General features: G+C 63.0%; 8 protein-coding genes. 6 read left to right on the top strand and 2 right to left on the bottom strand.

The genetic code is table 11. The features are described from left to right. The first annotated feature begins 518 nt into the window (after window positions 1-518). Window positions 519-713 (top strand): hypothetical protein, encoded by a 195-nt coding sequence (locus tag QSK17_RS35450; RefSeq protein ID WP_285711030.1) that lies wholly within the window; start codon window positions 519-521, stop codon window positions 711-713. 240 nt (window positions 714-953) lie between these two features. Beyond that, window positions 954-1,790 (top strand): transposase, encoded by an 837-nt coding sequence (locus QSK17_RS35455; protein WP_285711033.1) that lies wholly within the window; start codon window positions 954-956, stop codon window positions 1,788-1,790. A 57-nt stretch (window positions 1,791-1,847) separates the two neighbouring features. Here the strand turns inward: QSK17_RS35455 and QSK17_RS35460 are convergent, their stop codons facing one another. Continuing rightward, complete coding sequence (locus QSK17_RS35460; RefSeq protein ID WP_285711036.1) at window positions 1,848-2,585, bottom strand: NUDIX domain-containing protein; 738 nt, start codon at window positions 2,583-2,585, stop codon at window positions 1,848-1,850. Window positions 2,586-2,672: 87 nt separating this feature from the next. Between QSK17_RS35460 and QSK17_RS35465 the strand changes: the two genes are divergently transcribed. The 4 genes from QSK17_RS35465 (at window position 2,673) to QSK17_RS35480 (ending at window position 7,722) form a co-directional block, all read left to right on the top strand. Then, window positions 2,673-4,388, top strand: a complete 1,716-nt coding sequence (locus QSK17_RS35465) for an AbeC-like domain-containing protein (protein ID WP_285711038.1) — start codon at window positions 2,673-2,675, stop codon at window positions 4,386-4,388. Beyond that, on the top strand, window positions 4,385-5,260 hold the full coding sequence (locus QSK17_RS35470; RefSeq protein WP_285711041.1) for a 5'-methylthioadenosine/S-adenosylhomocysteine nucleosidase family protein: 876 nt from the start codon (window positions 4,385-4,387) through the stop codon (window positions 5,258-5,260). The genes QSK17_RS35465 and QSK17_RS35470 overlap by 4 nt, the downstream gene beginning before the upstream one ends. 12 nt (window positions 5,261-5,272) lie before the next feature. Further along, complete coding sequence (locus QSK17_RS35475) at window positions 5,273-5,914, top strand: hypothetical protein (protein ID WP_285711044.1); 642 nt, start codon at window positions 5,273-5,275, stop codon at window positions 5,912-5,914. 482 nt (window positions 5,915-6,396) lie between these two features. Then, complete coding sequence (locus tag QSK17_RS35480) at window positions 6,397-7,722, top strand: HEPN domain-containing protein (RefSeq protein ID WP_285711046.1); 1,326 nt, start codon at window positions 6,397-6,399, stop codon at window positions 7,720-7,722. A 179-nt stretch (window positions 7,723-7,901) separates the two neighbouring features. Here QSK17_RS35480 and QSK17_RS35485 read toward each other — a convergent pair. Then, window positions 7,902-8,171 (bottom strand): transposase family protein (locus QSK17_RS35485; RefSeq protein WP_285711049.1); only part of this gene is annotated, 270 nt, incomplete at its 5' end.

Below are 8,171 nucleotides of genomic sequence, written 5' to 3' on the forward strand. Positions count from 1 at the left end.
ACCCCTTCTACCGGAAGCTCCACGTTCTTTTTGGGCTCCTGACATTCATCCGTGTATCTGCACGAGCGTGCCTGTTCCTATCAGACAAAGCCCTGATGTCCGAGTCGATCTCGGTGAGAAAACGTCAATCATCGAGCAACCGGCCGGGGCATCCACCCGAGCAACCAGGGCCCCTGTGAGGGATCAACGAGCGACGACCGAGCAACCGAGCTTGCTTGGCCTGAAACCCCAGAGCTGGACATGCCTGCCGGGATTTCCGAGCCAGTTCCCCGACTGGGGCTGCTCCGATAGATCAGAACTGATTTCCAGGCAAACATGGCTGCCGCGCGAGGGCGTGGCTCCAAAGGATCAGCCCATCGTGGCTCTTCGAGCTTGATCGGGGAGGTCCGCCGCGTGTCTCGGTAGGCGATCACAGCGAGTGACGAATGGAGTCTGGGCCGACCCCGGATATGCGAAGCCCGCGGTTCTTGTGGATCATGACTGTTGTCTAGGCAGTCGATCTTCAAGAAACCACGGGCGTGCACAACACTACAGAGATCTCCTCGGACGCGACACTGCTGCTGGGCCTGGAGGGTCTGGCGGTCACGGCGGTGGAGCGCGGCGACGATGGCCATTGCGTGGCCCACGTGGTCACCGACGATGAGGCCGCACGGGCCTGCCGGCGGGGTACTTTCGACGCAGGTCAAGCAGCGCGTGGTCACCTCACCGCGTGACTTGTGCGTGGGAGGCGAGCCGGTCGTTCACCGAGCAGATCGCGCAGGTCAGTGCCGGGATGCGGACGACAGCCCGGCTGCGCCGCGCATGCGGGCGGGCGGTGGCCGATGGCGGGCGTACGGTGGCCCAGGCCGCTCGCGACCATCGCGTGTCCTGGCCGGTGGCGATGCGCGAGATGCGCGCCTACGCCGCACAGGTGCTTCCTGAGCAGCCCAAGCCGACGGAGGCGATCGGGATCGATGAGATCCGCCGGGGCCGTCCCCGCTGGGAACTCGACCCGGTCACCGGGAAATATCGGGCTTGTCGCGGACCGATGGCACGTCGGGTTCACCGACCTTTCGGGCGGCCAAGGGCTGCTCGGTCAGGTCGAGGGCCGCGTCTCGGCGGCGGTCGCCACGTGGCTGACCGCCCGCCCCGCCGAGTGGAGAAACGCCGTCACGCACGTGGCGATCGACATGTGCACCGTGTTCCGGTCGGCGATCCGTACCGCATTGCCCCACGCCGTCATCGTCGTCGACCACTTCCACCTGGTGCAGCTGGCCAATACCAAGCTCGCCGAACTGCGACGACGGCTGACGTGGAAGATGCGCGGACGCCGCGGCCGGGCAGGCGATGCGGAGTTCGACCACCGCAGGCTGCTGCGTTCGAACAGCGAGGACCTGACCGACCAGCAGCGCTCCGACCTGGAGCGTGACCTGAAGCGGACCGGCACCTACGGCAAGCACATCCTGGCCGGCTGGCACGCCAAGGAGAAACTGCGCCGCCTGCTCGCCCTGGCCCGGACCAACCCGGCCCGATCACAGATCAGCCACCGCCTGCATGCCTTCTACGCCTGGTGCGCCGACCACGCCTACCTGCCCGAACTCGTCACCCTCGCCGAGACCATCGCCGCCTGGTGGCCACAGATCGAGGCGTTCCTACTCACCGGCATCACCAACGCCAAGAGCGAGGGCACCAACCGGGTGATCAAGCTCGAAGCGCGCTGCGCCTACGGCTTCCGCAACACGACCAACCAACGCCTTCGATCACGCTGCGCAACCACTCGCGCGAGCCGGAGTCGAACCATCCCCGCCTAAATTCGTAGACCCCCCATCGTGACGGCGAACGCTGCTCGTTCGCCGGCTGTTCCGTACTCACATTTCCTCCCTAGAAATCGACGCTGTGCCCGACCTCATCAACGGCGGAGTAAGTATCTCGGCGAGCCCTCGGTGGAATAGGGCGGCCGGACGTCCAATGTCAGGGAGCCGTCGTTCACCGATGGGTTTGACGAAGCCCTTGGTCTTCAGGACCTTGCGTCGGAAGTTGCTGGGGTCGAGGGGGACGCCCCACACCGCCTCGTAAATCTGGCGCAAGTCAGCGATGGTGAAGGGCTCTCTACAGAAGGCGGTGGCGATCGTGGTGTGCTCGAGCTGGGATCTGGCCCGCTCCAGCCCGTCACGGAGGATCTCCTCGTGGTCGAAGGCGAGTGCGATCTGCCGGTCGAGGATGGGGGAGACCGGGGTCCAGTGGGCGGCGGACGCGTCGGTTCCCGCCTGGGGCATGGGTAGATCGGGGCCGATCGCGAGGTAGGCGATGGTGATGATGCGTCCACGCGGGTCGCGATCGGGCTCGCTGTAGGCGCGCAGTTGTTCCAGGTGCAGGCTGTCGGCTGAGACTCCGGTTTCTTCTCGTAGTTCTCGCCGGGCGGTTGCGTCCAGCGTCTCGCCATCGCGGACGAACCCGCCAGGCAGCGCTGCTTGGCCGCGGTAGGGGGTGTTGCCGCGCTCGATCAGCAGGACCTGGAGCCGACCATCGCGGACGGTGAAGATCACCAGATCCACGGCCACGGCGACGGAGGCGGGTGGGCGGCGTTGGTGAACTGTCTTGCTCATTGCCATACCCCTATTAAAGGTCTACTTGACTCTAAGACTTTACCGACTTATGGTCAAGCTCACCTAAATGACTACCGGGGAGGGCTCATGGCCCGATCGCGCACGGTACGTCCAGAGAACGGCGCGGGGGCAGCCGGCTCGAAGGCGACACGGTACCTCTGCGCCGGCGTGTACCTCGATCGCGACTTCCGCGAGATGGTTATCCGCCGTGTCTACAACGACTCCAAGCACATGGTCGCACCCTCCTATGGCTTCGACCTGGTGCCGGTTGTCATGCACGCCTGGCGGGCGTGGCGTTTGGAGACTCTGAAGTCGGTGCTGGTCCTCGTGGTCCTCCTGGGTGGCTTTGTGCGGGCACCCGCAGCGACTGTTGCCGCAACAGCGTTCTTCGGCCTGTGCTGGTCTGTCGCCGTCGCAGTCAGAAGCGCACTGGTCGCGCTACCGCTGAAGGCGAAAGAGCGCACAGATCGGTTCTTGCGACGCGCCCGCTGGCACAGCCAGTCGAACGACCTCGCCGAGCATCTCCGTTCCTTGAAGCTTGCCTGCATCGGTAGCGGTGCCTTGGTTGTCGCCGTCCCTGTGATCTCCGGTGTGGCGCGCGTCCCGCTTTCCCAGTTGCTGCAGCAAACAGCGATCACGGGAATGTTGGTCGTTTTCATCGCCTGCGGCTGTGGCGCCGCCCAGCGCAGGGCGTTGCATCAAACGGCCAAGGGCCAACTGCCCTCGCCGAACGGCCGCCGGTATCGGGCGATCGACGAACAGCAGCGCCACCCATTCGTTATCTATCGCAGGCCCCCCAAGGAGAAGCCGGAGCTTGATCAACTCCGCGACATCCTGGCGCTTGACGACTCGCATAAGCCATTCATTGGAGCCGGACGGCTTATTCATCGCTGGAACCCGCCACTCAACATCCATTTATTGGAGATAGGCGAGGGCGGCACGGCGGATCGGGAATTCGATCCTCTCCCCTTCAAGGCGCATGAGCTGGTTGCGTATTTGAAGGACGAGATGCAACGACTCGACGGACAGGACGACGCCACCAGCCTTCCTGGCTTCGGAGAAATAGACCGCATCTATGTAGCAGAGGCCGATGTCGACCCCGAACGTGGCTGGCTGCATGGGAAGCCTGCTGAGCACGAAATCAACGAGATCATTGATCGCCCATTCGACCGATTCCATCATTTCCTTGAGATCCGTACGTCGGTATCCGGTGAGCTGGTCACAACCGTGTTCCTTCGTGCCACGGTCAAGGGCCGCGCGCTCAGCCTCGACTTCGCCGCGTGTGCGCTGACGCGGACGCCAGACGAATATCACATCCTCGACGAGTACGGCGAAGGCGGAGCCGCGGCCGTCCTCCGGGCGGCGGCCCGAGCCCTTACCGGGCTTCCCGCCGAAACCATGCGGGCATGGCGCCTGATCCGCGTCCCGGCCGTCCTAATCGGTGCGTTTCGAGCACGAAGAACCCGCGTTCTCTTTCCCAAACGCGGTGTGAAGATCGGAGCAAAGTTGAGTGTGCGGGAAGAGAAGCGCATGCCGTGGGAGTCGGCACAACTCGACCGAACGCTCATCTCCGACCACGTGAAGCTCATCGAGGACCGTCTGCTGAAAGCGGCAACCGATTTCCTGCACGAACACAAGGTCGACATCTCGGAGTTCGAGGAACGCGCTACCAGCATCATCAATACCGGGATCATGAACTTCGGCGAGTCAATGAGCGTCAATAACTCCGCGGTCGGCGCCAATGCGGTGAAACTCGATCTACCTGAATCCTTCGGCAGCGCATCAGTGGGAGGCCAAGCGTGACCGGTCACTTCAAAAACAGCGGAATAATCAATCAGGGCGGCCCTATGACTGTCAGTGGGAGCGCGATCGGTGACGGCGCCAGAGTCGTGCACCAACACCTGTCCGAGGCCACGGTCGGCGGGCGCGCGGACGTCGGCGTGATAACGATGAAAGATTCAGAGGCCAGGGCGGTCATAGACACCCTCCAACTCGAACCTAAACCCGTGAACGGGATTCCCTTCTGGTGCGGAAGGGCCGACCTCCCAGGCATGGCCGCCAGAGTGGCAATGATCCGTTCGCTCGGTCAGGGCCAACGATCCACCATGGCCGCGTTCGAGAATCTCAGGGAGATGTTCCGACCGGCCGTCATCGCCCTTGTCGGCATCGGCGGTGGGTTTCACCCCGACGTCTCAACGGGGGACGTCGCCATAGGAACGCGAGCCGTCTACTACGACCTCCGAAAGGAAACCGCGGACGGGATCCAGCGCAGAGGCGAGGACCGTGAGACGCCAGTCGCAGTGGGAAACGCCGTTAATAGCTTCTTCATCGATTACGGTGAACCCGCACGATTCGCCAGTGGAGATGAAGAATTTGACGTTATTCCATGCATCATTGGAACTGGCGACGCTGTCATCGCGGACGCCGAGTCCGAGATCAGAAAATACCTTAAGTACTACAATGACAAAGTTTCCGTGGTCGACATGGAAGCCGGCGGTCTGGCTCAGGCATTTCATGAGCGCGGTAACTTGCCGCAGATGCGCGGCTGGGTGGTGATTCGTGGAGTCTCTGACTACTCTGACAAGGACAAGAACGACATCCTGCAGAAAAATGCTGCCAGGCACGCCGCCGAGGTATTGCGCGCGCTGATCCCCTACCTTCCATGTCGCATATGACCGGGAGCCCCGATGGAAGAGTTCTTGATCGGCGTGGCGAGTTCGCTCGTCGCTGGTGCACTCGCTGTGATAGGCGGTATGGCGCTGTCGCCTCGCATCCGCTCCTGGCCGACCCTTCTATTGTCCAGACTCACTGGCCTGGGGATCTCCCGGGTACTTCCACGGCAGCGCCTCGCCACCAACGATCTCAAGGCAGAGCTCGACAAAGCCCGCTGGGTACGGGTACTCACCGGGCGAGGAAATGAGCTCACCCGCGACGGGTTCGCTGCTTTGTGGGAGAACGAAGGACGTCGCCTGGAGTTCGTCCACGTGCTGCTTCCCGACACCTGCCATCGCTCCATGTCATGGCTAGCGTGGCGCGAGGACGAGATCCGGCGCTTCGACCCCGGCTTCTCCCGCGGAATGCTGGCCGAGCAGATCGACATCAACGCCGCCTACATCAGCGAGGCTGCCCACGATAGAGACAACATCGAACTGCGCCGCTACAACCTCCCCAACCTCCACCGGATAGTAATCACCGACCGGGTCGCCTTCCTCACTCTCTACCGTCCGGCAACCCACGGGCGCGACTCGCCCTGCATCGTGGCGCCCCGCCCTGGCCTGTTGTACGACTACGCCCTCCAGCTCTTCACGACGGCCTGGGATCACGCCTAGTCTCGCCGACCGTCGCGGAGCGAGCGACGTTCAGCGCCCTCCTCCTCGGGGTGGCACCGGTTGACCATGGCTGAGCCTGGATCCACGGGCCGTATTTGATGCGAATGCCCTGAAGAACGCGATAGAGGTGCTCTCCGAGGGCCACCTCCCGGACGTGGCCTCAACGACTACCACTTAGACCAGACGTCGCCCGGTCATGACGATCGACGAAATCGAGGCCAACCGCCTCGCGTCCAACCCATCTCACCCGCAATAACTTAAAGGGCGGGCTGCCGTACTAGGTCGGTTCAGCTGAAATCTTTGTCTTCGGGCCAGACCACTTGGTCGGATGGGAGGGATTCGGTGAATAAGCGGCTGGCGTGTATGAGATGCTAAAGGCGCTATGATCGTCCGGAAATAACCTTCAGCCTTTGTAGAGTGTTATGAACGAATCCTCAGAGGTGGTCACACCTGTGACTTCCAGTACGGATACACGCGACGGCATGTTCTGGGTGGCGACTAACCCGTCCGTCCGCTCCCCAGGACACCTCGGGCTCGCCAAGCAGGCTTCATCTTCGATCACGGTGTCGCCTTCCCTCTACGGCTTTCCAGGGGTCGTCGAAATGCAGGTGGCAATCGACGGTTCTGTCGTCTCCACGTCGGAGTCGACAGATCCCGGGCTCGTCACGATCCACGGAGAGCTTGAGGGCGGTATCCCTGTCACCCTTTTGGAAGGTCGGTCCACAAGCTGGAGCGGTGGACTGACACGCGAGAGGCAGAAGCAGCGCTTCGAGGGGATTTTCACGGTTGTCGGTACGCATCTGGACAACGTCGACCACCAGTTCGGAGGACTTCGAGTCCGCCTGCAGACGCTCACTCGTGCGGCCGATACCGCGAGCGCTCCCGTGAAACTCGGCAATGGCGGCCGGTTGGCCTGGGAAGATTTCGCCGGTGAACCCCAGCTGGTGCTCACCGATCTGCCGCCAGCCGACCTGCACGTCCTGGAGCGCACCTACCTGCAGCCGCTCGTCAGCCTGCTTCAGCTCGCCACTGCCCGCCCCGTGGCTGTGATGGAGTTCGCCGTCCAGGAGCATCCGCAAGCACCCTGGTGGCCTGTCCACAGCCCTTCCCAGCACGGTGCCGACCTCATCCTCTCCTCCGAGCCCCTGCTGCCTCTCACCGACCTGTCGCCTGCCGCGATCGGGGCGTGGTTGGATCGTGTCGAGACCCTCGGTCCCCTTCCCGCGGGAGTGGTGAGTGTCATCACGACCTCGCTCCCCCTGGAGACCCAGGTTCTGATCCTCAGCACGATCTCGGAAGGGCTGCACCGGCGGCTCTTTCCTGACGTACAACGTTTCTCCCGTGAGCTTGCGGTTCAGATCCGCGAGGCAGCAGCGAAGGCGGCCAAGGAGATCGACGAGTCCGCCGCCGATGCCGTCAAGGGGTTCCTCGGCCATATGTATGAACCCGGCTACGGACAACGACTCGATCAGCTGGCGGCCCAAGCCGAAGCGCTCGTGCCAGGGATCACCGGCCGCGCGAACAGGTGGAAGAATCTCGTCTACGGAGCTCGTAACGACTTCGCGCACCAGACGAACCCCGGATGGCTGGAAGACGGTGATGTAGATCGATACCTCACCGTTGCGTTGTCGTTGCGCTGGGTGTTACGCGCTCTGCTCCTTGGCCAGGCTGGCCTCGATCCCGCCCTGCTGCGCCGCAGGTTCGCCGAGCACCAGGAGTACAGGTTCTTCCTGAGGAACGTCCACGAGTGGCGGCCGGATGTGTATCCGGATGCGAACCTCGACAAGCTGTGGGAATCAGTCACCTGACAGACGTTTCGGTCAGAGCTTACTGGCGGCCACCGCGCTTGCCGCACGGGTGAGCCCCGCCTCTCCAGGGGTCCACTCCTACGTCGTAGCCGACAATCTTCCTGTTGAGGTGTGACGGATCGTTGGCCGCGATTCCGGAGATCGACATTGTTTTACAAGTGACGTTTTCTCAGTGAATTTCAGCTGATCCGGCGATGTTCGAAGTGGACGAGAACGAGTGCGGCGCGTACAAGGTCGCCGATCCGGCTGGAGCTGAGCGTGGTGTGCTTCAGGGCCGTCCAGCGTTCGGTGAGGAGGGCGAAGCCGCGTTCGCCGAGGCTGTGTAGCGCTCGTTGTAGGGCGTTGCGGGCGCGGTTGTCGACGCTGAGCATGTTGCCATCAGCAGGTTGCTTGAACGGAACGACGATGCCGTGACCTGCACCTTGATAGCCGGGGTCGGCCAGGACGGG

Source organism: Microtetraspora sp. NBRC 16547 (genome assembly GCF_030268965.1).
GTDB lineage: Bacteria > Actinomycetota > Actinomycetes > Streptosporangiales > Streptosporangiaceae > Microtetraspora.